27 protein-coding genes, 2 tRNA genes and 1 pseudogene are annotated in these 25,940 nt (G+C 42.5%); 16 read left to right on the top strand and 14 right to left on the bottom strand.

Translation table 11 applies throughout. The features are described 5' to 3' along the window. The 11 genes and pseudogenes from QYT14_RS03910 to QYT14_RS03860 form a co-directional block, all read right to left on the bottom strand. Positions 1-866, bottom strand: a pseudogene (locus tag QYT14_RS03910) (hypothetical protein); the annotation flags it as partial. 511 nt (positions 867-1,377) lie between these two features. Next, the gene (locus tag QYT14_RS03905; RefSeq protein ID WP_288325142.1) at positions 1,378-1,662 is read right to left on the bottom strand and encodes a DUF3127 domain-containing protein; all 285 of its coding nucleotides are present in this window, start codon (positions 1,660-1,662) and stop codon (positions 1,378-1,380) included. Positions 1,663-1,850: 188 nt separating this feature from the next. After that, positions 1,851-2,780 (bottom strand): hypothetical protein, encoded by a 930-nt coding sequence (locus QYT14_RS03900; RefSeq protein ID WP_288325143.1) that lies wholly within the window; start codon positions 2,778-2,780, stop codon positions 1,851-1,853. After that, positions 2,777-3,211 carry a recombination protein NinG gene (locus QYT14_RS03895; RefSeq protein ID WP_288325144.1) on the bottom strand — a complete coding sequence of 145 codons (435 nt, stop codon included), beginning with the start codon at positions 3,209-3,211 and terminating at the stop codon, positions 2,777-2,779. The genes QYT14_RS03900 and QYT14_RS03895 overlap by 4 nt, the downstream gene beginning before the upstream one ends. Next, complete coding sequence (locus QYT14_RS03890; protein WP_288325145.1) at positions 3,192-3,548, bottom strand: hypothetical protein; 357 nt, start codon at positions 3,546-3,548, stop codon at positions 3,192-3,194. Before QYT14_RS03890 ends, QYT14_RS03895 begins: the two co-directional genes overlap by 20 nt. An 87-nt stretch (positions 3,549-3,635) precedes the next feature. Beyond that, positions 3,636-3,771 (bottom strand) — tRNA-OTHER (locus QYT14_RS03885). Positions 3,772-3,820: 49 nt separating this feature from the next. Continuing rightward, the gene (locus QYT14_RS03880; protein WP_288325146.1) at positions 3,821-4,264 is read right to left on the bottom strand and encodes a DUF4494 family protein; all 444 of its coding nucleotides are present in this window, start codon (positions 4,262-4,264) and stop codon (positions 3,821-3,823) included. Positions 4,265-4,275: 11 nt separating this feature from the next. Next, positions 4,276-4,500, bottom strand: coding sequence for a hypothetical protein (locus tag QYT14_RS03875; RefSeq protein WP_288325147.1), 225 nt, complete (start codon positions 4,498-4,500; stop codon positions 4,276-4,278). Positions 4,501-4,748: 248 nt separating this feature from the next. Next, positions 4,749-4,964 (bottom strand): hypothetical protein, encoded by a 216-nt coding sequence (locus tag QYT14_RS03870; protein ID WP_288325148.1) that lies wholly within the window; start codon positions 4,962-4,964, stop codon positions 4,749-4,751. A 6-nt stretch (positions 4,965-4,970) separates the two neighbouring features. Then, entirely contained in the window at positions 4,971-5,270 is a 300-nt protein-coding gene (locus QYT14_RS03865) for a DUF3853 family protein (protein ID WP_288325149.1), read from the bottom strand. Next, the gene (locus QYT14_RS03860) at positions 5,267-5,644 is read right to left on the bottom strand and encodes a hypothetical protein (protein ID WP_288325150.1); all 378 of its coding nucleotides are present in this window, start codon (positions 5,642-5,644) and stop codon (positions 5,267-5,269) included. Before QYT14_RS03860 ends, QYT14_RS03865 begins: the two co-directional genes overlap by 4 nt. A 341-nt stretch (positions 5,645-5,985) precedes the next feature. On the opposite strand from QYT14_RS03860, the gene QYT14_RS03855 reads away from it, so the two are divergent. The 4 genes from QYT14_RS03855 to QYT14_RS03840 all read left to right on the top strand — a co-directional run bounded on the left by QYT14_RS03855 (position 5,986) and on the right by QYT14_RS03840 (position 9,788). Next, complete coding sequence (locus tag QYT14_RS03855) at positions 5,986-6,540, top strand: XRE family transcriptional regulator (protein ID WP_288325151.1); 555 nt, start codon at positions 5,986-5,988, stop codon at positions 6,538-6,540. A gap of 46 nt (positions 6,541-6,586) precedes the next feature. After that, entirely contained in the window at positions 6,587-6,832 is a 246-nt protein-coding gene (locus tag QYT14_RS03850) for a hypothetical protein (RefSeq protein ID WP_288325152.1), read from the top strand. Between the two features lie 648 nt (positions 6,833-7,480). Beyond that, positions 7,481-8,509, top strand: a complete 1,029-nt coding sequence (locus tag QYT14_RS03845; RefSeq protein ID WP_288325153.1) for a hypothetical protein — start codon at positions 7,481-7,483, stop codon at positions 8,507-8,509. A 16-nt stretch (positions 8,510-8,525) separates the two neighbouring features. Next, on the top strand, positions 8,526-9,788 hold the full coding sequence (locus QYT14_RS03840; RefSeq protein WP_288325154.1) for a site-specific integrase: 1,263 nt from the start codon (positions 8,526-8,528) through the stop codon (positions 9,786-9,788). A gap of 52 nt (positions 9,789-9,840) precedes the next feature. Here the strand turns inward: QYT14_RS03840 and QYT14_RS03835 are convergent. Beyond that, positions 9,841-9,912: transfer RNA gene (locus tag QYT14_RS03835), tRNA-Arg, on the bottom strand. A gap of 201 nt (positions 9,913-10,113) precedes the next feature. Here QYT14_RS03835 and asnA point away from each other — a divergent pair. Both asnA and ung read left to right on the top strand, forming a co-directional pair. Then, complete coding sequence (asnA, locus tag QYT14_RS03830) at positions 10,114-11,154, top strand: aspartate--ammonia ligase (protein ID WP_237038285.1); 1,041 nt, start codon at positions 10,114-10,116, stop codon at positions 11,152-11,154. A 113-nt stretch (positions 11,155-11,267) separates the two neighbouring features. After that, entirely contained in the window at positions 11,268-11,930 is a 663-nt protein-coding gene (gene ung / locus QYT14_RS03825) for a uracil-DNA glycosylase (protein ID WP_237038286.1), read from the top strand. 14 nt (positions 11,931-11,944) lie between these two features. Here the strand turns inward: ung and QYT14_RS03820 are convergent, their stop codons facing one another. Both QYT14_RS03820 and QYT14_RS03815 read right to left on the bottom strand, forming a co-directional pair. Next, positions 11,945-14,674 (bottom strand): putative LPS assembly protein LptD, encoded by a 2,730-nt coding sequence (locus QYT14_RS03820; protein WP_288325156.1) that lies wholly within the window; start codon positions 14,672-14,674, stop codon positions 11,945-11,947. A gap of 929 nt (positions 14,675-15,603) precedes the next feature. Further along, the gene (locus tag QYT14_RS03815) at positions 15,604-16,140 is read right to left on the bottom strand and encodes an HD domain-containing protein (protein ID WP_237038288.1); all 537 of its coding nucleotides are present in this window, start codon (positions 16,138-16,140) and stop codon (positions 15,604-15,606) included. A 54-nt stretch (positions 16,141-16,194) separates the two neighbouring features. On the opposite strand from QYT14_RS03815, the gene QYT14_RS03810 reads away from it, so the two are divergent. The 10 genes from QYT14_RS03810 (at position 16,195) to QYT14_RS03765 (ending at position 25,940) form a co-directional block, all read left to right on the top strand. Continuing rightward, the gene (locus QYT14_RS03810) at positions 16,195-17,355 is read left to right on the top strand and encodes a DUF1343 domain-containing protein (protein ID WP_237038289.1); all 1,161 of its coding nucleotides are present in this window, start codon (positions 16,195-16,197) and stop codon (positions 17,353-17,355) included. Positions 17,356-17,391: 36 nt separating this feature from the next. After that, entirely contained in the window at positions 17,392-18,783 is a 1,392-nt protein-coding gene (locus tag QYT14_RS03805) for a S41 family peptidase (RefSeq protein WP_288325157.1), read from the top strand. A gap of 83 nt (positions 18,784-18,866) precedes the next feature. Then, the gene (locus QYT14_RS03800; RefSeq protein ID WP_288325159.1) at positions 18,867-19,358 is read left to right on the top strand and encodes a copper resistance protein NlpE N-terminal domain-containing protein; all 492 of its coding nucleotides are present in this window, start codon (positions 18,867-18,869) and stop codon (positions 19,356-19,358) included. A 128-nt stretch (positions 19,359-19,486) separates the two neighbouring features. Next, positions 19,487-20,125: a DUF4136 domain-containing protein gene (locus QYT14_RS03795; RefSeq protein WP_288325161.1), complete on the top strand. Its 639-nt coding sequence runs from the start codon at positions 19,487-19,489 to the stop codon at positions 20,123-20,125. A gap of 33 nt (positions 20,126-20,158) precedes the next feature. Further along, complete coding sequence (locus QYT14_RS03790) at positions 20,159-20,785, top strand: outer membrane beta-barrel protein (RefSeq protein WP_237038293.1); 627 nt, start codon at positions 20,159-20,161, stop codon at positions 20,783-20,785. A gap of 155 nt (positions 20,786-20,940) precedes the next feature. Continuing rightward, a complete protein-coding gene (locus tag QYT14_RS03785) occupies positions 20,941-21,690 on the top strand; it encodes a polyprenol monophosphomannose synthase (protein ID WP_237038294.1) in 750 nt (249 codons plus the stop codon). Further along, positions 21,687-23,027: a dihydroorotase gene (locus QYT14_RS03780; protein ID WP_288325164.1), complete on the top strand. Its 1,341-nt coding sequence runs from the start codon at positions 21,687-21,689 to the stop codon at positions 23,025-23,027. The genes QYT14_RS03785 and QYT14_RS03780 overlap by 4 nt, the downstream gene beginning before the upstream one ends. Next, the gene (locus QYT14_RS03775; protein ID WP_237038296.1) at positions 23,024-23,914 is read left to right on the top strand and encodes a vitamin B12 dependent-methionine synthase activation domain-containing protein; all 891 of its coding nucleotides are present in this window, start codon (positions 23,024-23,026) and stop codon (positions 23,912-23,914) included. The genes QYT14_RS03780 and QYT14_RS03775 overlap by 4 nt, the downstream gene beginning before the upstream one ends. Positions 23,915-23,939: 25 nt before the next feature. Then, the gene (locus QYT14_RS03770) at positions 23,940-25,100 is read left to right on the top strand and encodes a metallophosphoesterase (RefSeq protein ID WP_288325165.1); all 1,161 of its coding nucleotides are present in this window, start codon (positions 23,940-23,942) and stop codon (positions 25,098-25,100) included. Positions 25,101-25,187: 87 nt separating this feature from the next. Then, positions 25,188-25,940 carry a lysophospholipid acyltransferase family protein gene (locus QYT14_RS03765; protein WP_237038298.1) on the top strand — a complete coding sequence of 251 codons (753 nt, stop codon included), beginning with the start codon at positions 25,188-25,190 and terminating at the stop codon, positions 25,938-25,940.

Raw genomic sequence — 25,940 nt, 5'->3', positions numbered from 1 at the left:
TAGCCTGTGGCTGATGCTGCACCTTGGTAGCCTGTGGCTGATGCTGCACCTTGGTCGCCTGTGGCTGATGCTGCACCTCGGTAGCCTGTGGCTGATGCTGCACCTTGGTAGCCTGTGGCTGATGCTGCACCTTGGTCGCCTGTGGCTGATGCTGCACCTTGGTAGCCTGTGGCTGATGCTGCACCTTGGTAGCCTGTGGCTGATGCTGCACCTTGGTAGCCTGTGGCTGATGCTGCACCTTGGTAGCCTGTGGCTGATGCTGCACCTTGGTAGCCTGTGGCTGATGCTGCACCTTGGTAGCCTGTGGCTGATGCTGCACCTTGGTAGCCTGTGGCTGATGCTGCACCTTGGTAGCCTGTGGCTGATGCTGCACCTTGGTCGCCTGTGGCTGATGCTGCACCTCGGTAGCCTGTGGCTGATGCTGCACCTCGGTAGCCTGTGGCTGATGCTGCACCTCGGTAGCCTGTGGCTGACTTACCCTTCTTCCACTTGCATTTTTCAAACGTAAACTTAACGGCTGCGTCTACAATACTCTTAATACTTAGTTCCGCTCCTATGTGGATTTTTGAGCAAGCAATTTTCGTATCATCCGTATCTGCGTCCATATCGCCAGTCCCCTCAACCTCGTGGAACTTATTCATACCAACTATGGCAGGTGGATAGTAACCGAACACATCCAACGGATGGAGGCAGAAGTGAAATCCGTTACTGCAAGCCATTATATCGCCTGTTTCTTCGTAGTCCTTACCTTCTTCGTATTGAAAATCCCTACATGTCATATCGGGGTTAAAACCTTTGTATCCTTTGATTTTGATAAATTCCTTTGGCAGGGTAACGTTATCCGGCAGGTTTGCCCTAAGTACCATGTACGCCATGTAGCTGGCATCAAATCCGGCTATCCCGGTGCCAATGGCAGTTAGGAGGAATTCCTTTTCCGGATGCTCGTTAGCGTAATTCCCGAAGTTCCCTAAAAATACGACCAGCTCTTCTTCGGTAACTTTCTGCATATCCTTGTCCAGCGTAGGAATGGCATAGGACTGACCTTGTATTCCTTCTGCCTGCCCCATAATTGCGCCAAACTTCTCAACTGCCAATCTAGCTGCACCTCCGGCGTGATTGCCGTTCATATTGCTTCCAAAAACGAATATTTGATTCTCTTTCAGTTCCTGAATATTCTCAGGTGTTAATTCTCTTTTCATGATTCCTGTTTGTTTCTGAGTTTGATTAATCCTTTTTTCTCACATTCCATTAAGAGAGGCATATCATCATCACTAATCCTGCATCTTGTCTCCCGATTGACCGACATGTAACACGGAAGATTAAACCTGTCAACTATCGCCTTAATCGCTTCCCTGTCCCTGGTTTGCCAATAGATCGTCACTGCTGATGACCTGTTACCTGTACACTCCATGCTCTTACGTCATTATACCATTTACCCTGGTGTTCTCTTGCAACAACGTTAAACTTCACCGTCACATCATCACCAATCGACAGGGGAGTGCTAATCGGTCCATCAGAGCTGAATATTGAAAACTTCATATTCTTCCCGTATTGAAACATCTCTGTGACGATATACTCATGGCATTCCCAATCCTTACCATCCTTCACACCTGTTCTCTTTCCCAGGTCTGCCGTAATTCTTCCTTTTATTTCGCAATTCATTTTTTATCCTCCTTATTTTTTTACTGCCTTCTTAAGTCGTCCCGACTACCCTTCGGGCAGTATAGGACAAGTTGCCGTAAATTGTTAAATTTATATCTTTTCATTCGTAATCAATTGATTTCCAATATTTTATATCCGCACCTTATGGTGCTTTTTGTAAATCATGTAAAATATTGATTATCAATTAGTTATCTTCTTTTCTTAATTGGTGTAATCGACCCTGATTGAAATCCCGCAAGCAATTTTTCCTTGAATTCTGCTTCAAGCGGACCTATCTCTTCGATATACTTATCCTTTTCTTTGTGCCAGTTGTTGGCAAACACGCGGATGGTTTCCCATTGCTTCTTCGTCAACCTCCCTGCCTGGAACAACGCCTTATATCTTTCCTTATATCGAGTGACGCCAATCCTCTGAATTTCCCTGGCTTTATCCAATTGGGACAGCTTTACACCCTTTGCCGGCTGCAATTCCCTGATGAACTGCATCTCCGACCAATCCTTGTAAAATATCCGCCCGATTTTGTTCAGGGATGCATTATCAAGGAGTTCCGCCAACGGCATTGACTGGTGTTTATACACAGTCTCGATACGTAAGATATTGGCACCCACATTCCGTCCCTTTTCCCCGGCTTCAAAACTCTTGTCGTAGATCTTGAGCACCTTACGGTAATACTTGCTCTTCTCCGTAGTTTTTTGCCGGAATTCCGGGTAATTGGCATCGTTCCACAACACCCGACCGGCGGCTTCCTCCACCTGTCTGATGTATGCATCTGCCGGCATGGACATCTTCATTGTCACCCCTATCTCATAGTATGTCACTATTACATTCTCTATCTTCGCGCATAGCCTTAAGAGCAACTCATTGATCGTCCATCCGGCATGGCTGAAGGTCATCGGGCGGCTGTTGTCCAGCTTGCCCGATTTCCCCCTGCTGTATAACTTGTGGATAGAGCACTTACATTTTAATGTATCACCCCGAATCTCGATGAAACAACCATCGAAATTCGCATAAGCCGTAGACTTGTAATAGATCTCATCGCCTTCGGTACACTGTTCCAGGTAGTTTTTAAGGACGATAGTATCTATATCGGCTGTGTCTATCTTTGCTTTGAATATCATTTTGTCAAACATGATAAGCTCAAGTTTCTTTTTTTTAATATTTTCTTATATCTTGACCGATAAGCGGCAATCAATATCCGGTATTCTGCTTCGGAATACTTCACATAATCATTCTTCATCGATTCGAGCAACAATACCTTCTGTTCGCCATACTTCTGAATCAACCCTCTTCGGTATCCCTGTATATTACCCTCGTCAAACCGGTTACAGCTTCTGCATTGAGCGTTGCAATTCATCTCATTGTACCTTGTACTCATGTGCTGACGATTGATGTAATGACCACAGTCAGCTTGATTTATCGGCTTAATCAACCCGCATGAGATGCAACGGAATACGGTTGTCCCCGGTATCATATCGCGAAGCCTGATATATCGGGAAAATTCGGTGTCTGCGGTCCTCTTGAGAGATGCATTATTTGTTTTTTTGAGCATTTCTAAATCTATGTTTGATTATTTTTACAAATTGAGAGAGATTACGGAATCTGATTGCGTGGCTATACCACTCTTCACTACTTGCCTTATAAGGATACTTTTCAGCTTCCGGCACCCATTCCTTGTCCGCCAGCAGCGCAATGACAGCCAGGTATTCCTTACCGGCATTCCAGAATATTGCAAGGTCTCCGATTTCAGGAGGGGACTCGGTTTCCCCGGTCAAATCCAATACAAACTCCTTGTTATTGCCTTCAAACAAGATAACTATCTTGTCATTCTCCTGCTCCACGGATACTCGTGTACATCCGGTAGGAATGGGTATTTCTCTTAATTTCATAACTGTTCGTTTTAATGGTTCCCGGATAGGCAATCAAGCCACACCGGGATAAAATGAGTAACCTATATGGCATTCAGTTTGAATGCGTGGGCGGTACGAGACTTGAACTCGCGACCTATAGCTTTGCCGAAGAAAAAAACTTAACTACCAATACCATGAAAAGAGATTAAAAACACACAACTCTTCGATAACTGCCATCGCTCTACCCCTGAGCTAACCGCCCTTGTGCCGCTTCGCCCTCACAGGTTAGACGGCTAAACCTAAACTAAAACTTATCGTAATTCATCCTTGGATGTACCATCGGAATGGATAATTATATCTTTGAACCGAGTAACCTCTATCTTCAGTATCTTCCAATCGCCTATAGTTCCTTTCATCCGCTCTGTGATGAGCTCTTTAGCCTGAGACACGTTATCGGCAGACACTATGTGGTTATATCTGCGAATCTTCACCTTACCTTTCGGAGTGACATCCGATATGCCGATAACGACCTTCCACCACTGTTCCTTGTCGAAACCGGATACTTCTTCAATGACTTCCCGTTTCAAGGTCATAACCTTAGCTTCTCCATACAGTGGGAAGCAATGCTTAACCAATACATTCTCGGCTTCCGTGAAGCCCATGGCATCAACCAGGTAAGTATCACTTACCTTTTTCCTCTTACCATTAGGCAAGATTGAAACACCTCTTACCACGCCTGTAAACCATTCTTTCATAACGCTACTGTTTAATATTCAAAACTATTCCCTATGCTATCCCAATGGGCACGGTTCCTGATGTACTCATCCACCAATTGACCATCAGAGGGATTGCCTAACTCTTTCTTCAATGCCTGATATACATCGTCAGGCATGTTGTAGATAACCTGTTCGTCATGGTCACACTTGCCGGCAACACCCAGCAGAATCACAGCTGCTATTATCCACAGTATTTGCTTTGTTATCTTGTTCATAATCTTGATTAATCGTATATGTCTTTTTAAATTTTCGTCCGTTTTGCCCCTTTCTACTCCGACCAAAAACTCTTCCAGCTTCCTAATCGGGTCCTGGCATGAAACAAACATATCAGGACTCATCTCATCTTCATAGGTTTTGATCCCATTCACAAGAACCGATCTTCTTACTGATTTTAAAAACGAACAGCCTTCTTTAACAGCCTCGCTTTCATAGCATATACTTATCGATATATTCGTCACCTTCTTCATAGTCGTAATCTATCAGCATTACCTCTAGCTTTCATTACTTTTCTCCTCAGTAAATCCAACTTCCTTGCGTGGTCAATACGAGCGCAATTCAATTTGGCTACCTTTTCATAAAAATTTCCAATATCATTCGACAACTCTTCTTCCAAAGAAAAAACCAACTCGCGGGCTTTCTCCACTTCCGCTCTGGCTAACGCCAACTTTCCTACTGCCATACCTCATTAAGATTTATTGGAAAATAATTTTAACGCCATCTCCACATCCACTACAATCGTTCTGCCTGATTGGGAAACAGCCCTCTTTATTGGTCCGTTCTTTAACTTTCTAGCGGTGGAATCTGACACGTGGAATAACTCCTTAATTCCTTTCAAACCATATACTAATCGTTTCTCTGATTTAGATTGCGTGGGAACCACAGGTGTAATCTTTGGAACCAGGCTTTCAAAGAGTTCTTTCAGCTCCCCTACGGTTAGATCTATCAACCTGGTATCATCGCTTATCCGTCTTTCAATTGGTATCATAATTTACCCTCCTTGATCCAGTTATAGATAGAATCCACGCGATAAATAAGGTCTGAATCGGCAACACCGGCTGACAACATCTTAACGATCTCCTTCCTCAACTCAATATCATTACTACTTCTTTGAGAATTTTCTTCTGATGCAAATTTTACATCTTCACATTCTTTCAGTTCGCTTACACAGATCTCTTTGAAATTTGCGCTATAAAAACTATCTATCATAAATCGTACAAGGCCTATCTCACTACTCTCAAAAATATCCACAAATTCATGAGGGATTCTATCAGATATTATGGCATTAAGCCCATTATCCAATTTTACCTCATACGTTCCATCAGGACGCTGTTTCAATGTCAATACATATCTCTTTTCCATTTTCTTAAAAAGAAAAGCCCTCGCTGTTCTCAGCATAATTGGTGTTTGGCTGATACTTAGCAAGAGCTTTATTTATGTCCTAATTACGGTAAACACCACTAAACCGTATCGTCTATTTTTTAATCTGATTTTTAGGATATTAAAAATGTCTGCACTATATTTGCAGCGGATTTGGATTGGATAGTACGGCAAACAGTCGTACAGCCATTTTTATACCCTTTTGCAACCGCTTGTTGATTGGTTACGGATGCAAAGTTAAGAGCTTTTGAACTTAAAACAATGTTTTCGTTTAAAAAGTTTAGCTCAATAGCTCTATTTATAATTAATATAAATAATGTTTTATGAAAGAAGGTGTTTTACAAAGGATTATCATCATTTGCCAACAAAGATCTGATTCTGAAACTCAATTTGCTAAAATGATTGGAGCCAACCAGAAGACAATTAATCAGCAATTGCGTGGAGAACGCTCTCTTAGCTTTGATACTATATTAAAGACATTAAGTGCATTTGAAGACATATCGTCTGAATGGCTTCTTCGCGGTGAAGGTGATATGATTAAGCCTCAACATGAGCAGATAGTTGAGCCTCAACCTGCACTTATCAGTACAGCAGGAGATACACCCGAAGCATCCATACTCTATCATATATATAATGACACTATCAATAGAATGAAAGAACTTGTGGAAGAGAATACCAAATTAAAGATGCAAGTAACCGAACTTTCGGAAGGAAGTGAAGAATTAGCCAAAACCTTGAAAAGTTTCCATGACTCAAATAAAGAGCTTGCTGATGAAAATCAACAACTCAGAATCGAGGTGATGATAAAAGACTCACAACTTAAGGAAAAAGAAAAATCTGTGTTAGATTATAAGGAATTACTTAAGAAAGCGATATAAATTGCGGTTTCTTATATAAATAATAAAAACTATTAATTACTTGGAAATGATAAAAGAAGCTCCTATCTTTAAACAAATGAACCAAACAGCCCAAAATGACAAGACGCGAAGAGAAAAACTTGCAGGATATTTTTTTGATTTATCCAAACTTTCCTTTGCCGGGCTTGTTGTAGGTGGACTTGTTTCTATAAAGTCAGATAATACAGACCATGTAATTGACATATATAGAGTTATTGCTGGCTGTATTTTTACAATCCTATCAGCTATAATAGCTAATTTAACACTAAAATAAGGAGGCAATATGGATATGTTATCTTTAACTTACACCATTGGGTGCGTGATAATGGGCGGTTTTTTAATATGGCTCAAAACTCCATCAGGCAAAAAATGGCTCAAAGGCTTATAAAAGAATGACAGATAAAGAGGAAAAACGGACAAGTCCCTTAATATAGCAGGACTACTTTTTTCTAACCTCTTTCTTTTGCAAGATTTCCCTATAAATACAATTATTTTCGGGGAGAATCCCATGTTTAATGTAGTCGTAGATAATAGTAACGTTTATAGAGAATGTATTCCATACCCTATCGCTATTGTTCGCAATAAAGCATTGAGTAGCCATTTTAGCTGCTTCCAATCTAATTTCTTCGTCTGTCATAATTATAATTTAAAAACTCCCTAATATAAACATAAAAACGGATTAACCAATGAATATCATATTGATTTAAACAAAATATATCATTATAGTGTTTTGTATTAAGAAATATTCCCAAATTAACCAAAAACATGGAAACTAATACCAAAACACTTTCTATAATCGTTGAAGAACAAAAAAAAGAAATCGAATTACTAAGAGAGCAGCTAAAAATCACGCTAGCTGTAGCATGCGAAGATAAATGTCTCCCTTGCATATTGAAATTTCTAAAAACCAAAAGATAACAGTATGAAAAAAACTTTATTTGGATTGCTAATCTGTGCGGCATTAACTCAACCCATATATGCCCAAGACGAAAAAATTACTAATAGTTCTATCCTAGAAATGGTTAAACTTGGATTTTCCAACGACATAATCATTAGCAAAATAAATAGTAGTACATGCAACTTCGACACAAGCATTGACAGCTTGAAGACATTGAAAGAAATGGGGGTTAATAACGATATCATCATTGCCATGATAAACCATGCTCCTGTAAGCAATAACAAAAATAACGACACAGACAGATCGGGCATCTATTACAAAAACGGGGATGAATTTATCAAAATACTACCTTCTGTTTTTTCAGGTTCCCAAACTAACACATTAGCTACTGCATTCTCTTACGGTTTAGCTAACACCAAGATTAAATCTACAATGGATGGAGCACATTCAAGTAACGTAGTGGCAACCAACTCACCTGAATTCTATTTCTACTTCAACGCCAACAGGCAAGGTGATTTAGGTTTATCTGCAACAAACTGGTGGTTTTCTGCTGCATCATCACCCAATGAATTTACCTTGGTTGAACTAGTAAGCAAAAAAGGACGCAGAGAACTAGAAACAGGAAAAATCAATCTCTACGCAGGCTCTACTACCGGAATAGATGGAAAGAAGGCTATTAAAGTCAATATTGAGGTCATAAATGACCATACCTTTAAGGTCACTCCCCAATTCTTCCTGGACGCGGGAGAATATTGCTTCTTCTTTAAAGGGAATATACCACATGGAGGATACAGTAATCAATCTGTCTTCGATTTCTCTATACCAAGAGATTTAAAACTTAATATAAACAGCCTCTTCGATAAGGGAGATTACGTTTGGGTATTAGAGGATGAAGAGCCTAAAAGCTACGAAATCATGAGTGCTCATATAAATTCGGATGGCGTGTACTATGGGATAGGTCGCAAAATGAGCGCAGACATTATTGCATATATATCTGAAAAAGATTGCTATAAATCCAAGAAAGAACTAAAACAGGCTTTAAATATAGAATAGCTATCATTATAACATCATGAACATCAAACGAACAACTACCTTTCTCCTGGACAAGGAGAAAGGCAAGCCCGATTCCAAACTCCGATATAGGATTAAGTGGAACGGCAACACAGTAGCCTTTAATATTGGCTATCGAGTAGATAACAACAAGTGGGTAGCTGAAGCCCAGCGATGCAAGGTAAACACTACCCATGGTAAGAAAAAGGTACCGGCATCGACCATCAATGCCGAGATAAACCGATTCGAAGAGCTGATTAATGACGCCTTCTTTTTTTTCGAGCAAACCGAGCACATACCCTCCACGGATGAATTTCGGAATGAAGTCAATAGAAGGAATGGGAGAATCGTAGAAAAAGAAGAAAAAACCATCTTCGATTACTATATGCAATTCATTACGGAGCAGGGTAAAGAAAATAGCTGGTCCGAGAATACATATAAGAGGCATAAAACCACAATGAACCACTTAAAGAAGTTTGCCCCCAATCTTACCTTTGCAGACCTCACACACGAAGGATTGTCCCAGCTTGTTGACTACTTGATGAACGTAGAGATAGATGATGAAGTCGGAATGAAGAACCGTACCGCGAAGAAGTATATCAATCTGACTAAATGGTTCCTCAGATGGGCAGCGGATAAAGGAATCAATAAGGAACTTGCATTTATGACATTCAAAGAAAAACTGAAAACGATTCCGTCAAAGGTGATATACCTCGAATGGGACGAATTAATTAGAGTGTACAACTCATCATTCCCGGATGAGCCTCATCTTGAAATAGCGAAAGACGTATTCTGTTTTCAGTGCTTCACCTCCCTGCGATACTCTGACGTGAAGAACCTTAAGAAAGCTGACGTCTTCGATGGGTATATTACCACCACAACGATTAAGACAGACGAGCCGCTAAAGATAGAGCTTAATAAGTACTCTAAAACCATATTGGACAAATACAAGGATATAAAGGGTATCTACGCGCTCCCTGTCCCTGTCAACCAACGGATGAATAAATACATAAAAGAAGTATGTGCAGTTTGTGAAGTCAATGAACCGGTGTGCATAACCTATTACAAGGGTTCGGAAAGAATAGATGAGATACATCCCAAACACGAATTAATCGGCACACATTGTGGAAGGAAAACCTTTATATGCAATGCGCTCATGCTAGGCATCGCGCCTAATATTGTGATGAAATGGACAGGCCACAGAGATTACAAGTCTATGAAACCCTATATTGACATAGCAGACAAAGTAAAACAAGAAGCTATGACTCTTTTTAATCGTTAGTCCCTATTTTAGTCCCCATATTGGTTAAATAGTTGATATTCAATATCAATTGTACACCCGATGAGAATCGAACTCATATCGTCGGAACCGGAATCCGGTATTCTATCCATTGAACTACGGGTGCGTTATTTTAATGAACGCGCAAAAGTACAAAATATATCTTCTTTCTCCTAATAAAAAACAGATTTTATGAAGTAAAATGATATTTTGCTCGTTAATTTAAGCACAAAACAATCAATTTGACTATATTTTCGGCCAAAACAATAACATTATCACAAATAATTTCTATATTTGCGAACTATTAAAATAATTAGAACAATATATAATGAGTTACCTTATTAAACCTGCCAACTATAAACCTTTGCTGGATTTAAAGCAAACAGAGTTGGGCATCAAGCAAATAAAGGAGTTCTTCCAGCAGAACTTATCATCAGAGTTACGCCTTCGTCGTGTGACGGCCCCATTGTTCGTTTTGAAAGGAATGGGTATCAATGATGACCTAAGCGGAACCGAACGTCCTGTTTCTTTCCCAATCAAAGACTTAGGAGACGCACAAGCAGAAGTTGTTCACTCACTTGCCAAATGGAAAAGACTTACTTTGGCAGAATATAATATCGAGCCCGGATACGGAATTTATACTGATATGAATGCTATCCGTGCAGACGAAGAGCTGGGCAATCTACATTCACTCTATGTCGACCAATGGGACTGGGAACGAGTGATTACCAAAGAACAACGCAACGTCCATTTCCTGAAAGAGATTGTCACACGTATATACGCAGCCATGCGCCGCACTGAATATATGGTATGTGAAATGTATCCGCAAATCAAACCGTTCCTGCCCCATGACATCCATTTCATCCATTCGGAAGAATTGCTGCAGATGTATCCGGACAAGACTCCGAAGGAGCGTGAACACGCTATTGCACAAAAATACGGAGCCGTATTTATTATTGGTATCGGATGCCGGTTAAGCGATGGAAAAGAACACGACCTCCGTGCACCAGACTATGACGACTATTCTACAGTCAACCCCGAAAATAATTTGCCGGGATTGAACGGTGACCTATTGGTTTGGGACAAAGTACTCGACCGTTCAGTGGAACTTTCTTCAATGGGTATCCGTGTAGACAAGGAAGCACTGCTTCGCCAACTGACTCTGAGCGGACAGGAAAAGCGTAAAGAACTCTATTTCCATAAACGCCTGTTGGAAGGCACACTGCCCCTCTGTATCGGAGGCGGTATCGGACAGTCACGTTTGTGTATGCTCTACCTGCAAAAAGCACATATCGGAGAAATTCAAGCCAGCATTTGGCCTGAAGAAATGAGAAAAGAATGTGCACAACTGGGCATGCAACTCATTTGATAATCAATCAGCCCTATTTTTAAGCACGAATCGGCCGGATTCGTGCTTTTTATTTGTCACATTTACAAAATACGCTTATCTTTAGGGCATGTTTTAACTAAAAAGGAATTAGAATGAACGTACAAATAGAAGAAAGCTGGAAGCAACATTTGGCTCCTGAATTTGAAAAAGACTACTTCGTGAAACTTACTAACTTTGTAAGACAAGAATATCAAACTACCACTGTCTACCCTCCCGGAAGATTGATATTCAACGCTTTCAACCTTTGCCCTTTTAACAAAGTGAAAGTGGTAATTATTGGGCAAGACCCCTATCATGGCCCCGGACAAGCGCATGGCCTTTGTTTTTCGGTAAATGACGGTGTTCCTTTTCCACCTTCCTTGCAGAATATTTTCAAAGAAATACAAAGCGACTTGGGAACTCCTATCCCCACCACAGGAAATCTGACACGATGGGCTAACCAGGGAGTGCTGATGCTCAACGCCACACTGACAGTACGCGCACACCAGGCCGCTTCGCACCAACGCCAAGGCTGGGAAGAATTTACCGATGCAGCTATTCGAGCATTGGCAGAAGAAAGAGAAAATCTGGTATTTATCCTATGGGGAGCTTATGCACAGAAAAAAGGAGCATTTATCGACAGAAACAAACACTTAGTACTGGCATCCGCACATCCGTCACCCCTATCAGCATATAACGGATTCTTCGGAAACAAACATTTCAGCCGAGCCAATGAGTATCTGACAGCCCATGGGCAACAACCCATACAGTGGTAGACTTCTCTATCTTTTTAATACCAAGTAACCGAGCTGCCCGTATTACTACGCTGGTCCCATTTCAGTGCATCCGTCAGCAAGTTCGAAGCTGCACGGATACTGAAATTATAAGAAGTAAACGGACCGAACACCAAACCACAACTCATATTGAAACAGTGCAAGTCACGGCTGATATTCACCGTTGTCATAGACATCTCCTTAGTATTAAAGTCATAACCCGAAGAACAGTTGATATTCCAACGGCTGCCTAATTTTATATTACCCGACACATTCAGTGAATGACTGACCGCATAAGGATAACGCATACTCTTCTTATTAATTTCCTTCGACCTGTCTTCACTGATGCTGTAGCTATAACTCAAACTCAGAGACCACGGCATCTTGAATGCCATATACCCATCCGTATCCACAGCTGCAGCTTCCGTCTTGCGCAAGCCGGATTTATCCTCGTCTTCCTTTTCAGTATTTTCGTCATCATATTGATCAAGCGCCTCGTTGTCATTCCCTTTATTCTTATCTTTCGAGTCCTTATCATCCTTCGGACCGAACCACTTCTTCCATGTATCATTATTCAATGTGTAAGAGAAAGAACCGCTATATCCTTTAAAACGTCCAAAACGTCCATAAGACCATTCTGTACGGTCATTATCTACCACATTTCCGTTTTCATCAAACTTATACCCATACGTAGCAAACGATGTATTCATGCTGAAAGTATAACTCTTTGTCAGTTTCAAACGCAGATTCATGCTCAAGTCACTCCACGGACGAATTTCAGCCGCCGCATTATAAGTAAGCGATGCCGATAACTGGTCAATGAGACTCACCTTCTTTATGGAGTCATTAGCCGTTTTCACCTTCATTTCCACATTATTATCCAGTGCGAAAGTAAAGCTCTCCGACTTTCCTTTACCCGGAGGTGAGAATGACTGACCGGCAAACGGTGAATATTCCACAGTGCGCACCTCTCCATTCTCGTCCGTATATTGATACGTTTTGTAATATCCATAATGAGAAGCCCCGAAATCAGGAGCATAATTGACAGAAACAGACGGAGTCATGACATGGCGGATAGCATCAATCCTATCACCAAACAGTTTCTTCCAAGGCTTATACATACCATACAGTTTAGTATTCACCTGAATACCCATTCTGTAATCATATACACGGCTAAACCCATTGATGGTATCCCGCTTCACATTTCCGACAGCATTAGGATCATAGCTTTGCTCAATCTTGCGTGTATACCAACGTTCGGTATAATTGAATGAAGGCACCACATTAAAGTACTTGAACAGAGTGAAAGTAGCGGAAACCGGAATATTATGTTGCATACCATTATTCCATTTACTGATACCCTGCTTCAGAATCAAATTATCTTTTGTATTGATACTATTGGTCAAATGCCCCGTATACTGAAAAGAAATTTTCTCATACCAGCGTTCATCTCCGGCACCGTTCTTGCGTTTGAAAGGATAAATACGGTTCAAAGAAATATTCAAGTCGGGCAATGTGACATTAATAGATGAGTCTTTCGTATTCTGAGAAAGGTTGAACGTACTCGACAGGTTCAAACCGATTTCGGGAAAGTTGCGCGAATAGCTCACACTTGATGTCTTGGTATTATTTGAGTACTGGTTGGGATCATACAAACTGCTGATGCTCCGGCGGTCGTAACTGCTGGTAGCAAAATTCACATTGGCAGAGAATGAACTGTTCGGGCTTGCTTTTGCATCCTGACGATGGCTCCATGAAAGTTTGAAGTCCTTCGTCACACTATAGTCCGGCATATTTTTCTCACCGGTCTTGGTCACCAAATAACTGGCATTAAAGTTGCCGCTATATTTATACCTCTTATTATAATTGGACTGTGCAGAAAGTCCCCATGACCCTTTCGTAAAGATTTCACCCAAAAGCTTCAAATCCATACGGTCACTGATGGCAAAATAATATCCGCCGTCACGCAAATAGAAACCGCGATTCATTTCATCACCATAAGTAGGCATGATGAATCCTGAAGAGTAGCTACTGTTGAAAGGAAAGAAACCGAATGGCACGGCAATAGGCAGAGGCACATCTTCCACTACCAACTGTGCGGGTCCAAAAACCACGTTCTTCTTGGGGCGTACTTTCGCCATCGAAAGTTTCAGATAAAAGTGAGGATGATCATGCTGGTCACAAGTAGTATATCTACCGTGACGAAGATAAAGCTCATCACCCGCTCCTTTTTTAGACTCTTCACTGGTGACATATCCTTCACCCTGCTGAGTCACGATATTGTTGATAAATCCTTTTTTAGTCTTGAAATTGTAGCGCATGATTTTAGACTCGTATGGAGTCTCTCCATCCTTAAAGATAGGAGTACCGGTTTCTACGCCTACCGAATCAGGAACACCGCGGGCGTATACCGTACTACTGTCCATATTCATGGTGATTACGGCAGAAGTCAGTTCAATCTTTTCATAGTTCACCTTTCCGTCGCCATACAGATGCGCATATCCGCCTTCGGTAAATACAATGGAATCGTTAGCCTCATATACTACGGGAGCGTCCAATGGCTGTTTCTTTTTAGGTGCAACAGTATCTACCGAAAGCGTATCTACCTGTGTTGTATCTACGTTCAGGGTATCTCTACCTGATGCCGGGTTCCTCCTTCTGCGTTGTGCGCCCGAGCTTAACGAAAGCATCAGGCAGGCAAATAGTAGTAAAAATGGTATAAATCTATGTCGTTTTAGTGGCGTCATTCACAATACTTTTACGCTTTGGGGAGCAAAATTAAGCATAATCCGCCAATTATGAACTATTAAGCGGATATTTAATTTATTTTATTAGTTACTCATAAGTTTGTTATTGCCGATTTTTATATTAGTCTCGTCTCAATAAATCTATCAGAAAAAGATAGAGTATAAGATAAGATTATCACCTTTCCATCTCCCCCTATACGTGCAGATTTATATGTATATACGTGTAGCCCGATGCGTATATATGCGTAGGCTTATGCGTACGTACGTGTAGGCCTGTGCCACCGTATGTGTAGACCCATGCGTACGTACACAAAAAGACCTTGATGTTTTCAAAAAAGCTCGGGGAGTTTTTGGAAAAGTTCGGGAAGTTTTTTAAAAACATCAGCACCTTTTCATGTAGAGGCAGATGGAATCACCCCTCCCCAATCCGGTCATTCCTTCTTTTCCCTTCATCCTTACATTTTAGTCAAAACGCACTGGCTGTCAAATGGTTAAAGATGACAGCACATCCCTTCATCCTCGTTTCAGCCGTGCTTCCCAAGTCCCTTCACAATCTGCCTTCAAAGCACACAATGCAAGCTGTGTACTCCTACACTTCTTTTCAGCCTGCCGTTTTTTGTAGGAACAGACCCGTATGTCTGCCCGGGAACAGTTCACTTCAAGCTATCGGGGCTATCAGGCGGACACATGGGTCCGCCCCTACAGTCAATGAAAGCGCTATCGAAAAAGTTAAAAAGCAATTCCCGCTTTTTACGAATGAAAGGAGGTTGAAAGAGCGGTGACGGGATGTCCCTTCATGGCCGGAAGCCTATCAACAGGACGTTTCAACGGCTAATGAAAGGAGAGAGGAAGAAACGATTCGGCTGATACGGAAGCTTTATAATAAAAAGATTTCAGCCATTTTTAAACAAGCTCTAAGTCTTATTCTATCACAAGAAACATTCACACCAATGCTTAAAGCGTATCACTCCATCTTCTCCATAGCGCGAAATGCTTTTCAACGCCTTTTCTACGCTTTTCTCTCTGTCAAGATGTGTTTTAGAAAAGAATTTATCTGCAAAACAAATAACCTGCTCTTCTATCGAAACAGGAACCATATCACGATGCGGAATCGGTAAATCCTGCTCTATGATACTTTGTAATGACATTCCGGCCCCAGTGTGACGCTCGCAAACCAATGCATGGCGGGGATACCCTTCGTTCATCAGCAGTTCGGAGCCTAAATAGCCGTGACAAATGTATGGATGAATGCCAAAACACTGAATACCGGAAGCGTCAGTCATAAAAATACCGATGTCGTGCAACAGGGCGGCCTCTTCCAAAAAACCGGTATCCAAATGAAGTTCTGGGTGTTTGACGGCAATCTGCAACGCTTTGTCAGCTACCGAACGACTATGGGTAAGCAGAATATGTTTCAACTCGTTTTCTTCAGGATAATATTTATTAATGATAGCAAGTGCGTCCATCTTCAATTAAATTCTTATTTTTGTGCAATATTACAAAATAATCCGCATATAAACATGAAAACAAAATATCTTTTCCTTCTTTCTTTTTTGTTTATTATCAATGCTTTGTCTGCCCAGAAGGTAATAAACGGAGCTGAACAAATGGAAACTCTGCTCCCTTTGCTGGGCAGCAAACGGGTGGCATTGGTGGTAAACCAAACATCAATAATAGGCAATGTACATCTGCTGGATACACTGCTTGCCTCGAATATCAACATAAAAAAAGTATTTGCGCCCGAACACGGATTCAGGGGAAATGCCGATGCCGGCGAAACAGTTAAGAACGGCAAAGATATCAGCACAGGTATCCTCATCCAATCACTCTACGGAAAAAACAAGAAACCCACGCCACAACAGATGCAGGACATCGATGTGGTGGTGTTCGATATTCAGGATGTAGGAGCGCGATTCTATACTTATATCAGCACCATGCATTATGTAATGGAAGCATGCGCAGAGAACCATAAAGAGCTGATTGTCACCGACCGGCCTAATCCTTGTGACTATACGGACGGCCCTGTTCGGATAAAAGAATTAAAAAGCTTCGTAAGCATGCACCCCATTCCTGTGTTGCACGGCTGCACTGTGGGCGAACTCGCGCAAATGATAAACGGTGAAGGATGGCTGGCGGGGAAACGGAAATGCAAGCTGACTGTCATTCCCGTAAAGGGATGGAAACACGGTGATTCTTACTCTCTTCCTGTGAAACCTTCTCCCAATCTACCTAACGACCAGGCAATTGCGCTTTATCCTTCACTGTGCCCCTTCGAAGGCACTGCCATCAGTGTGGGCCGGGGCACCCATCACCCTTTTCAAGTCATCGGCTCGCCGGACATCCGCCTGTCTTCCTTCCGGTTCAAGCCGGAAGCTTTGGAAGGTTTTGACAAAAATCCAATGTACAAAGGACAGTATTGCTATGGAAATAACATGAAAAGCCTGTTGCCCCCTAAAGGGTTCTCTTTACGATACGTCATAAGTTATTACCAGGAATATAAGAATATGGGAAAGGCCGATAAATTCTTTACCCGCCCTCAGTGGTTTGACATTTTGGTGGGAAACCGAAAGGTCAGAAAGCAAATCACGGAAGGAAAAAGTGAAGAAGAAATTCGTGCCGGATGGCAAAAGGAACTGGAGGAATATAAAAAGATGAGAGAAAAATATCTGATTTACGAATAAAATACCTAGCTTTGCAAACCTAAAAAACGATATAAAATGAAATATTTACTACATACATTTTACTTGCTGACAACTCTATTTTTCATTACGTCGTGCGGAGTAGACCGCAGTGGAGAGTATTACGCACTCGTGGGCGATGATATGTGGATAGAGGAAGTGATGAAACAGCACTATCTGTGGTACGACCAAATGCCCGAAATTTCTGAAAAGGATTATTTTGCCGAACCGGAGGAGTTTCTACGGAAGTTACTCTATTCGCAGGCATTGGATGGAAAGGGTGACCCATTCTCGTATGTAGAAATGAAGACCAATGTCAGCCGTTCTTTCCTTAACCAGACATCGACTTACGGATTCGATTTCGAACTCGTCACCGATCCGCTGGGAACAACTTCACACACCTATGCGCGAGTATTGTTCGTTCTTCCCGATTCACCGGCATCCGAAGCGGGACTTCGACGCGGTGACTGGATTTCTGCCGTAGGAGATGCACAAATCAATGTCAACAACTATGGTTATCTGATTTCGGGAGGCGCTACCACATTGACCAGAAAAAGTATCATTGCCAGTGAAGGCGACTATGTTTGGACGGATGTCGACGTGCTTTCTATCGGAGCATCGCGTCCGGTGGAAGTAAATCCTTTTTATGTCAATAAAGTATTTAATGTAGACGGCAAGAAGATTGCCTACATGGTATATAACAAATTCAGTACCGGGCCCCTAGACAACGGATACGAAACAGACTACGCACAACAGATGTTGCAGATTTTCTCGGAATTCAAGAGTGAAGCTCCTGATGCATTTATTCTCGACCTCCGTTATAATCCCGGCGGCTATCTGACGTGTGCGCAAGAACTAGCCAGCCTGCTGGCTCCGGAATCGGCGCTCGGCAAACCGTTTTGCACCATGCAATACAATGATATTACAACTCCGCAAGACACAACTTATAATTTTATATCGACAACCTCGGCACAGAATCTTAATCTGAACAAACTGTATGTCATCACTTCTACTTTTACCGCTTCGGCATCCGAAGCCGTAATCAACTGTCTGCGTCCTTACATGGGTGACGACAATGTGGTCGTGATAGGTGAAACTACAGTCGGAAAACCGGTTGCCATGTCCGGCTACACCAAAGATGAGATAGACTTCATCTTATGGCCGGTAGTGGCATACGTCCTCAATGCCGATGGAAAAGCGGATTATGTAAACGGCATCACCCCCGATTATAAATTGAACGAAAGAGAACTTATCTCTCCCCTCCTCCCGTTGGGCGATGAAAACGAGTTGATGCTGAGAAATACCCTCTCATTAATTACTACCGGTACAATGCCCGATGCGGAAAAGTTGGAAGAAACAGAAACCAAATCGGCAAAAGTACTTTATAACTCATTCAGCAGAAAGAAAATAAACGGCGTGCTGTTACGCTAAATACAAAAAAATTCACTCCGCTAAACAAAATAAGTCAGGCAGGTGTTATTTAGCCAAATAACCATTAAAAACCTGACTTAACAATGAAAAAAGTATTTATTGCAGCAGCTTTGGCTGCCATGATTGTTTCTTGCGGCTCCAAAGGAAATAAATCTGCCGAAATGATAGCCGAAAGTGAAAGTGACTCTCTGTTTGCAGTCAATGACAGCACTTTGGGCGATTTACAGACCTATACCTACGAAGGGGTTTTGCCGGGTGCCGATGTCTCGGGCATCAACTATCTGCTCACCCTGCAGGAAGTGGGAGAAGACTCTCTGGGTACATATAGTTTGACTACCACTTACCTGGGTGCCAACAACGGGCAAGACCAGGTCTTTTCTGATAGCGGTACCGTTGTAACCATTATCGGTATCCCCAATGACAGCACCGCCATTATCTACCAACTTGTTTCGGCAGCTCCCGGCCATGAAAAGACCAATTTTGTAGCCGAAGGCGACAGTGCGCTGACCATGGTGGGCAAAGATTTCAAAAAAGCGATATCAAAACTGAACTACACGCTCAAAAAGAAGTTTTAACGAATAGCTTTGTCCGATGAGAAAATGTTCACAAAAAAAATGATTGTAGTGAACAAAAGCGTAACTCCTTCGTTTTTAGGAGTACAACAAACGAAAAAAATTAGTATTAACTTAAACAAAAACTTGACATGAAAAAATTAATTCCTATCCTTCTGGCGGTCTTTGCCTTGGTATCTTGCGAAAAAGACCCGGACATGGACAAACTGGACAATGAGTATCTGGTATTTACCAATCATGACACTAGTGCTAAATTCAACAGCTTCAGCACTTATTACGTTCCCGACAGCATTCTTGTAATCGGTGATTCTAAAGAACCGGAATACTGGAAAGATGATAACGCTCAACTGATTATCAGCGCATTCGTTGCAAAAATGGACGGCGCCGGTTATATGCGTGCATTAGACAAAGAAGATGCCGACCTCGGATTGCAATTGAGCTACGTAGCCAGCACTTACTACTTTAGCGGCTATTATAACAACGGCCCATGGTGGAACTATTATCCCGGTTATTGGATTCCCGGATACTGGGGCGAATACTGGGGAGGTGGATGGTACTACCCGTACTCCATCACTTATAGCTACAGCACCGGTTCATTACTGGCTGATTTAGTTAATCTGGGTGCACCCGAAGGAGCTAAAGAAAAACTACCTGTTGTATGGAATGCCTACATCAGCGGTTTAATCGGTAGCAGCGGAAGTCTGAATGTGAACCGTGCTACAACGGCTATCAATCAGGCATTTACTCAGAGCCCTTATTTGAAGAAATAAACAAATAAATCATTTTAATAAATTAGCAAGTTTATGAAAACTATAAAATATTTTACTTATAGAATAATGGCGGTAGCTGCCATCGCCATTGCCTTTGCTCTACCGGCAAAAGCACAAATCACTCCAATGACCTACTTTAATGTAGACTGGCAGTTCAGTGCTCCCATCAGCAACAACTTTTCAAACAAAGCAAGTGGCTGGGGTATGAACTTTGAAGGTGGATATTATGTTTTGCCCGATTTATCTATCGGTGCATTTATCAACTATCACACTAACAATGAATACATTCCGCGTCAGACATTGCCTATCAACAATTCGTCTGCACTGACCACCGACCAGCAACACTCCGTATTCCAGTTGCCTTTCGGTTTTGCCACTCACTATCGCTTCAGTGACGGTGTCTTTCAACCCTACATCGGATTGAAGCTGGGTGCCAACTATACAAAGATGTCTAGCGACTTCTACATCTACGAAGTGAAAGATGATACATGGGGCTTCTATGTATCTCCCGAAATCGGTGTAAACATTTACCCATGGCCCAACAGCATCGGTTTCCATTTGGCCGGATTCTACAACTACTCCACCAACAAGGGAACTGTGTTTAACTACGACATGGATAAACTACAAAACTTCGGATTCCGCGTAGGTGTGGCTTTCTAAAGAAAACTAAACTATTCTGTAAAATGAAAGGGTTATCCGTGCATGAAAGCAGGGTTAACCCTTCTTTTTTTATTTAATAAAATTAAATTCTGCAGAGGTTCATAATATATTAATTACATTTGTATGATATTTATTCAGCTAACACAAATAAACGTATGGAGAAATCCGATAGCATCATTATTATACCGACCTATAACGAGAAGGAGAATATAGAAAATATTATCCGGGCTGTATTCGGCCTGGAGAAGTTCTTTCATATTTTAATTATAGAAGACAGTTCTCCTGACGGCACAGCGGCCATTGTACGCCGGTTGCAGCAGGAGTTTCCCGACCGCCTGTTCATGATAGAGCGCAAGGGTAAACTGGGGTTGGGAACTGCCTATATCACCGGGTTCAAGTGGGCGATAGAAAAAGGATATGACTATGTATTCGAAATGGACGCCGACTTCAGCCACAATCCCAATGATTTGCCCCGATTGTATGACAAATGTGCCCATGAAGGTTATGACGTAGCCATCGGCTCGCGTTACGTCAGTGGAGTAAATGTTGTAAACTGGCCGATGGGACGTGTCTTGATGTCTTATTTTGCATCGAAATATGTACGCATCATCACCGGTCTGCCCATCCACGACACCACAGCCGGATTCAAATGCTATCGTCGGCAAGTACTTGAAACCATCGGATTGGACAAAATCCGTTTCAAAGGATATGCCTTCCAAATAGAAATGAAATTCACCGCTTATAAATGCGGATTCAAAATAGCCGAAGTCCCGGTTATCTTTGTCAATCGCGAACTGGGGACTTCCAAAATGAACAGCAGCATTTTCGGCGAAGCGATTATGGGAGTTATCCAACTGAAATGGTATAGCTGGTTCCATAAATATCCTCAAAAGAAAAACTTATGAAACGTACTTGGATAAAGAATGCACGAATTGTGAATGAAGGAAAGACTTTTCACGGTTCGGTTGTAATTGAAAATGACAGAATAGCGGAAGTAATGGCAAACGGCACTCTCCCACTCCATCCCTGTGACGAGGAAATAGATGCCGGAGGTTGCTACCTGATACCCGGTGTGATAGATGACCATGTGCATTTTCGCGACCCGGGACTGACTCATAAGGCGGATATGCATACAGAGAGTACAGCAGCCGCTGCCGGAGGGGTGACTTCTTTTATGGATATGCCCAATACAACTCCACAGACCACCAATCTCGAAGCGCTGGAAGCTAAGTTTGCCGATGCCGCCACGAAAAGTGTAGTGAATTACTCATTTTATTTCGGTGCCACCAACAACAATGCAGATATGCTGCCCCAACTGGACAAAACCCGTATATGCGGTGTAAAACTCTTCATGGGAGCCAGTACCGGCAATATGCTGGTAGACCGCATGGAAGTGTTGCGCAAAGTTTTTGCCAATGCCGGTATGCTGATTGCCACCCACTGCGAGGAACAATCCATCATCAGTGCAAATACTGCTGCTTTCAAAGAAAAATACGGAGAAGACCCGGACATCAAATATCATCCCGAAATACGGAGTGCAGAGGCTTGCATGCACTCTTCTTCTCTGGCAGTAAAACTAGCCAAAGAAACAGGAGCACGCTTGCACATTTTACATGTGAGCACGGCCGACGAACTGAGCTTATTTGAAGACAAGCCATTGAGCGAAAAGCAGATAACATCAGAGGCATGTGTTTCGCATCTCTACTTCTGCGATAAAGATTATGAAACGCAGGGAGCACGCATCAAGTGCAATCCGGCCATCAAGACTGCAGCCGACCGTGAAGCATTACGACAGGCTTTGCCCACCGACCGTATCGATGTAATCGGTACCGACCATGCCCCCCATTTGCTGAAAGAGAAACAAGGCGGTGCTTTAAAGGCCGTTTCGGGTATGCCGATGATACAATTCTCGTTGGTGGCCATCATGGAACTGGTACGGGAAGGAGTACTGACCATCGAACAACTGGTACAGAAAATGTGTCATGCTCCCGCTGAATTATATCATATAGAAGAGCGGGGATTTATCCGACCGGGGTATTATGCTGATTTGGTTTTGGTAAACCCCGACAGTCAATGGACAGTCACTTCCGACTGCATCTTGAGCAAATGCGGATGGAGTCCTATGGAAGGACAGACATTCCACTCGAAAGTAGAAAAAACGTTCGTCAACGGGCATTTAGTCTATCACAACCACCAAGTGGACGAAGCTCACAGAGGAAAAGAACTGAGATTTAAACGATGATTGTACATTACAAAATACACCAGGTCAGTGAATACATAAACTGGATTTATTTCTTTCATGCATGGGGATTCCAGCCTAAATATGCTGCCATAGCCGATATACATGGTTGCGATTCATGCCGTGCCATGTGGTTGGCCGGTTTTCCCGAAGAAGAACGGTCGAAAGCTGCAGAAGCAATGCAACTGTCGAAAGAAGCCAACAGAATGTTGAATGAACTGGATGCCGATTTTGAGACGCATGGTGTTTTTCGTCTGATGGACGCCAATGCCGATGGCGATAATTTATGGTTGGACGGTGGTACACGTTTTCCTTTGCTGCGTCAGCAGGCAGCTAAACTCAAAGCAGACGAACCGTTTCTCTGCTTGAGCGATTTTATACGTCCCCTGTCGTCGGGCATCAAAGATAAAATAGGAGCATTTGCCACCACTGTGGATGCCGGTATGGAACATCTTTACGACAGAGATGACTATAAACGGATGTTGGTGCAAACCCTTGCCGACCGTTTGGCGGAAGCAACTGCCGAGAAATTACACGAAGATATCCGTAAAACGATATGGGGATACGCTCCCGACGAGAATCTTAATATAAAAGATTTACATAATGAGAAGTATCAGGGAATCCGCCCTGCCGTCGGCTATCCTTCATTGCCCGACCAGTCCGTCAATTTCGTATTGGACGAACTGCTGGACATGAAACAAATCGGTATCTCCCTGACCGAGAATGGCATGATGAGACCTCATGCTTCTGTCAGCGGACTGATGTTCGCCCATCCTGCCTCACGCTATTTCTCCATAGGGAAAATAGGCGAAGACCAACTGGCCGATTATGCCAACCGGCGCAGGATGAGTATAGAGGAAATGAAAAAGTTTCTGGCTGCCAATCTATAGATATCATAAAAAAAGACTCATTGCCATGATGCTAATAAAACTCTTTATATTTTTCTTATTACTGTTGGTATTGCCCGACTGGTATATATACAGAGCTTACATCCGCCGTGTTTCACAAAAATGGATTCGCTGGGCTTATTGGATACCAACATTATTCCTACTCACAGGAATGGCGGTGATTTTCTCTATCCACGAGCCAATGCCCGATTCCATGTATCGGCTTAGCAATTTTCTGTTGATATTCCTATGCTTTGCCGTACCTAAAGCCATATTTGTCATCGTCATCCTTATCATGAAACTGCTTTTCCTCATTTCGGGACGAAGGCTCTATGGAGGCTATATTGCAGGCGTACTGGCACTGGCATCATTGGCATACGTCGTATATGGCTCTACCGAAGGGAAACAGCATTTTCAAATCAGAGAAGTGACTATCGGCTATAAAGATTTGCCGGATGCTTTTGACGGATATCGCATTCTCCAACTGTCGGACATCCATTCGGGCAGTTGGACACGGAATGGAAAAGCAATACAAAAAGCCGTGGATATGGTCAATGCCGAACGAGCTGACTTGGTGGTTTTTACAGGCGACATTGTCAACAATATAGCCACCGAGCTAGATGAATTTATACCCATACTGAGCCAGATAAAAGGTAAAGACGGAGTCTACTCAGTACTGGGGAATCATGACTATTCTCCTTATATCAAATGGAAGACAGAAGCTGAACAACAAGCCAATCTCGACAGTTTGTTGGCTAAAGAAGCACGTATGGGCTGGCAACTGCTGAATAATGAACATACCGTCATTCACCGAGGTCACGACAGCATTGCTTTGGTGGGAGTGGAAAATAGCGGTAATCCTCCTTTCCCTAATCATGGCAATCTTCCCAAAGCCTTAAAGGGTACAGACGGAATGTTTAAAGTGTTGCTCAGCCATGACCCCACCCATTGGCGCCGCGAGGTATTGCCCGAAAGTGATGTGCAGTTAATGCTGTCGGGACATACCCATGAAATGCAATTCAGCATCTTCGGATTCTCCCCGGCCAAGTTTGTTTACCCCGAGCACAACGGATTATACCGGGAAGGCAACCAAGCACTTTTTGTCAATGTGGGACTGGGCTATCTGATGTTTCCCATGCGTCTTGGAGCATGGCCGGAAATAACGGTCATCACTTTAAAAAAAGAATAGTCGCATGTTTTTCAATGATAACTTATTACTGTTTGCCCGATAAATTATCTTTTTTAGTATCTTTGTATGATTCAAAAATTAAAACCCATGAAAGCACTCTATATTTTATATCAGATATTTATAGCACTTCCTATACTTCTTGTATTGACAATACTTACAGCCCTTGTCACCATTGTGGGCTCATGGATAGGCGACCCGCACGTTTGGGGATATTATCCGGGGAAAATCTGGTCACAACTATTCTGCTATGTACTACTGATTCCTGTAAAGGTGGTGGGACATCCCGAAGTGCTGGACAAGACTTCATACGTCTTTGTCGCCAACCATCAGGGGTCATTCGACATATTCCTTATTTATGGTTTTCTGGGGCGCAACTTCAAATGGATGATGAAGAAGAGCCTGCGGAAAATGCCTTTCGTTGGTAAAGCATGCGAAGCGGCAGGACACATCTTTGTAGATAAATCCGGACCGAAGAAAGTAAAAGAGACAATTGAACATGCCCGCAGCGTATTGCAGAACGGCACTTCACTGGTCGTATTTCCCGAAGGAGCACGCACTTTCACAGGACACATGGGGTATTTTAAGAAAGGAGCTTTCCAACTGGCAGACGAGTTACAGTTGCCGGTAGTGCCGCTTACCATTATCGGTTCATTCAACGTCCTTCCGCGTACCGGAGGTTTCGTCTCATGGCATCCGATGACACTGGTCATTCATAAACCGATATATCCCCAAACTCAAGGAATAGACAATATAAAGGCAACCATGGAAGAAGCTTACAAAGAAATAGAAAAGTCATTGCCAGAAGAATATCAGGGAAAAGTGGACAATCCTGATCAATAA

The organism is uncultured Phocaeicola sp. (genome assembly GCF_948499155.1).
Taxonomy (GTDB): Bacteria; Bacteroidota; Bacteroidia; order Bacteroidales; family Bacteroidaceae; genus Phocaeicola; species Phocaeicola faecalis.
This window is presented reverse-complemented; position numbering and strand designations above follow the sequence as displayed.

What these genes read in the sequence shown, in the direction of transcription:
- QYT14_RS03905 (WP_288325142.1), bottom strand. Translation starts at nt 1,662, where the DNA reads ATGAATTGCGAAATAAAAGGAAGAATTACGGCAGACCTGGGAAAGAGA.
- QYT14_RS03900 (WP_288325143.1), bottom strand. Translation starts at nt 2,780, where the DNA reads ATGATATTCAAAGCAAAGATAGACACAGCCGATATAGATACTATCGTC.
- QYT14_RS03895 (WP_288325144.1), bottom strand. Translation starts at nt 3,211, where the DNA reads ATGCTCAAAAAAACAAATAATGCATCTCTCAAGAGGACCGCAGACACC.
- QYT14_RS03890 (WP_288325145.1), bottom strand. Translation starts at nt 3,548, where the DNA reads ATGAAATTAAGAGAAATACCCATTCCTACCGGATGTACACGAGTATCC.
- QYT14_RS03880 (WP_288325146.1), bottom strand. Translation starts at nt 4,264, where the DNA reads ATGAAAGAATGGTTTACAGGCGTGGTAAGAGGTGTTTCAATCTTGCCT.
- QYT14_RS03875 (WP_288325147.1), bottom strand. Translation starts at nt 4,500, where the DNA reads ATGAACAAGATAACAAAGCAAATACTGTGGATAATAGCAGCTGTGATT.
- QYT14_RS03870 (WP_288325148.1), bottom strand. Translation starts at nt 4,964, where the DNA reads ATGGCAGTAGGAAAGTTGGCGTTAGCCAGAGCGGAAGTGGAGAAAGCC.
- QYT14_RS03865 (WP_288325149.1), bottom strand. Translation starts at nt 5,270, where the DNA reads ATGATACCAATTGAAAGACGGATAAGCGATGATACCAGGTTGATAGAT.
- QYT14_RS03860 (WP_288325150.1), bottom strand. Translation starts at nt 5,644, where the DNA reads ATGGAAAAGAGATATGTATTGACATTGAAACAGCGTCCTGATGGAACG.
- QYT14_RS03855 (WP_288325151.1), top strand. Translation starts at nt 5,986, where the DNA reads ATGAAAGAAGGTGTTTTACAAAGGATTATCATCATTTGCCAACAAAGA.
- QYT14_RS03850 (WP_288325152.1), top strand. Translation starts at nt 6,587, where the DNA reads ATGATAAAAGAAGCTCCTATCTTTAAACAAATGAACCAAACAGCCCAA.
- QYT14_RS03845 (WP_288325153.1), top strand. Translation starts at nt 7,481, where the DNA reads ATGAAAAAAACTTTATTTGGATTGCTAATCTGTGCGGCATTAACTCAA.
- QYT14_RS03840 (WP_288325154.1), top strand. Translation starts at nt 8,526, where the DNA reads ATGAACATCAAACGAACAACTACCTTTCTCCTGGACAAGGAGAAAGGC.
- asnA (WP_237038285.1), top strand. Translation starts at nt 10,114, where the DNA reads ATGAGTTACCTTATTAAACCTGCCAACTATAAACCTTTGCTGGATTTA.
- ung (WP_237038286.1), top strand. Translation starts at nt 11,268, where the DNA reads ATGAACGTACAAATAGAAGAAAGCTGGAAGCAACATTTGGCTCCTGAA.
- QYT14_RS03820 (WP_288325156.1), bottom strand. Translation starts at nt 14,674, where the DNA reads ATGACGCCACTAAAACGACATAGATTTATACCATTTTTACTACTATTT.
- QYT14_RS03815 (WP_237038288.1), bottom strand. Translation starts at nt 16,140, where the DNA reads ATGGACGCACTTGCTATCATTAATAAATATTATCCTGAAGAAAACGAG.
- QYT14_RS03810 (WP_237038289.1), top strand. Translation starts at nt 16,195, where the DNA reads ATGAAAACAAAATATCTTTTCCTTCTTTCTTTTTTGTTTATTATCAAT.
- QYT14_RS03805 (WP_288325157.1), top strand. Translation starts at nt 17,392, where the DNA reads ATGAAATATTTACTACATACATTTTACTTGCTGACAACTCTATTTTTC.
- QYT14_RS03800 (WP_288325159.1), top strand. Translation starts at nt 18,867, where the DNA reads ATGAAAAAAGTATTTATTGCAGCAGCTTTGGCTGCCATGATTGTTTCT.
- QYT14_RS03795 (WP_288325161.1), top strand. Translation starts at nt 19,487, where the DNA reads ATGAAAAAATTAATTCCTATCCTTCTGGCGGTCTTTGCCTTGGTATCT.
- QYT14_RS03790 (WP_237038293.1), top strand. Translation starts at nt 20,159, where the DNA reads ATGAAAACTATAAAATATTTTACTTATAGAATAATGGCGGTAGCTGCC.
- QYT14_RS03785 (WP_237038294.1), top strand. Translation starts at nt 20,941, where the DNA reads ATGGAGAAATCCGATAGCATCATTATTATACCGACCTATAACGAGAAG.
- QYT14_RS03780 (WP_288325164.1), top strand. Translation starts at nt 21,687, where the DNA reads ATGAAACGTACTTGGATAAAGAATGCACGAATTGTGAATGAAGGAAAG.
- QYT14_RS03775 (WP_237038296.1), top strand. Translation starts at nt 23,024, where the DNA reads ATGATTGTACATTACAAAATACACCAGGTCAGTGAATACATAAACTGG.
- QYT14_RS03770 (WP_288325165.1), top strand. Translation starts at nt 23,940, where the DNA reads ATGATGCTAATAAAACTCTTTATATTTTTCTTATTACTGTTGGTATTG.
- QYT14_RS03765 (WP_237038298.1), top strand. Translation starts at nt 25,188, where the DNA reads ATGAAAGCACTCTATATTTTATATCAGATATTTATAGCACTTCCTATA.